2 protein-coding genes are annotated in these 1640 nt (G+C 51.8%); both read right to left on the bottom strand.

Features of this window, described 5'->3' with window-relative positions; translation table 11 throughout:
* Positions 1-576: hypothetical protein (locus EKO24_RS06235; protein WP_136949118.1), on the bottom strand; the 576-nt coding region annotated here is incomplete at its 3' end.
* A 318-nt stretch (positions 577-894) separates the two neighbouring features.
* The coding region (locus EKO24_RS06230) for a DUF2490 domain-containing protein (RefSeq protein WP_241674415.1) at positions 895-1640 on the bottom strand (746 nt) is incomplete at its 5' end.

Raw genomic sequence — 1640 nt, 5'->3', positions numbered from 1 at the left:
GATACGGTGTTGCTCCTCTACTGAGTTAGCTTCTCCGAGACGCCCATCGTGTCGCCAACGAGCAATCAATGTCTCGCGCATAGATCGGAGGAAAGAATCTTCCGGCAACGGCCGATTCAAGAAGCGCCACACTGCTCGTGGAAATAATCTCGATTGCTTGGGGCCATCCCAAATTTCCCTCAATATATTGCGTTCATGGCTGAACTCATGGGTCAAAGAATTCGATAGTGCCACGGTGCCAAATGCTGCTTCGGTAACACCGGCGAGAATGCCTGCGATTGCCGACCAAGTAGCTTGTGCGCCGAGAGATAGTCCGCCGGATAACGCTCCACCCAAACCGCTGCCGAGAAGAGAAAGAACGGTGAACTGCGTCGACTGAAGCTCCTGATTGTCTTGAAGACGATCGGCGGCATCAGCAGCTCGTTCTTCTTCGCAGTCGGCTTCTGCTGCGGCGCTCTTTACGGCCAGCAAAGCTTGCAATATCCGAATAGTTCTGTTCTCTAACTTGCAACCGTTGTATTCGCTTGTCTGATTCAGGTTGCGGATTCTTAACATCTCGCAAATGATGCCCTTCAAATGATTTTGTAACGCTTATGATATTGGCGATATCTAACATTGCGGGAGACAACGCAGAGACTTCCGAAATGAGTAGCACCGTATTTTCTTCATCGTACCGTTCCGAACTAGAATTTATGTCTTTAAACGCTGATGCAGGACCGCACTTGCGTTCTACAGAGTTGGCGATCAGTGTTTCACCGGTAGATTTTGGTGCTTGACTAGCACATCCGGAAGCCAAAATGATCGTAACAGCCAAAGTACAAGGGCCCGAAAATCGGTAGTCTTTCATGACATGCAGGTTATTGTGGTCATTTGAAGTGTTTAAACTTTATAACATTAAAACCGGTAACTCAGGTTGGCGTTCACATTATGCGTGAGGACTATGTCACCGCCGGTTTCCTGAATGGTTTGCCCTAGATACCCCAGGTCCATGCCGAGCCGGCGATTGAATTGGAAGCTAAATCCCGCCATTGCGCGGTTTTCGCTGAACCCCGTCGCCCCGAAGCTATTGGCGTTCAGGTGACAGAGCACCTCGTCGCCCGCGTACAAAGACAGTTTCGGATCGATGAAGACCAAGGGAAGCTGGAGCGTGGCCATTTGTCGCAGACGGATACCCACGTTGCCCGTAGCTTGGTTGACCCGCTCTTCCAGACGGGTGCGGATCTTGGCCTTGAAACGTGCGACCGGAAAGTCGAACAGCAGGTCCTGGTAGGGCCGGCTTTCGTGGTAGGCGGTCTTGCCGAGAGAATGATGCCAATCGTGGACATAGCCCAGCCAGACACTGGTATAAGAGTTGACAGAATAGCCCATCTGCGCATAGAACTGGTCTTCGTTAAGGCGCCAGGCAGACGGATTGTCGTCCCGCAAGCGAGTCTGATTGATAAGGATCCAGCGGAATTGATGAAACTTGGGCGAGATGGCGCGGAGACTGCCTGAGAGAGTAAGCGAACTCCAGTTACCCGCCATGTTTTCCACGGAACCGGCTTGTGCCGCCGTACCCAACAGGCTGCCTGCCAGCAAGACGATCCAGTCTAATCGGGTTGTCAATCTGTGCGGGCGAAGATTGTTTAGCGCATTGCTAA

The sequence above is a fragment of the Candidatus Methylobacter oryzae genome (genome assembly GCF_003994235.2).
In the GTDB taxonomy this organism is placed as follows: domain Bacteria; phylum Pseudomonadota; class Gammaproteobacteria; order Methylococcales; family Methylomonadaceae; genus Methylobacter_A; species Methylobacter_A oryzae.
Note: the sequence above shows the minus strand (reverse complement) of the source record. Positions and strands in the feature narration are given on the sequence as shown.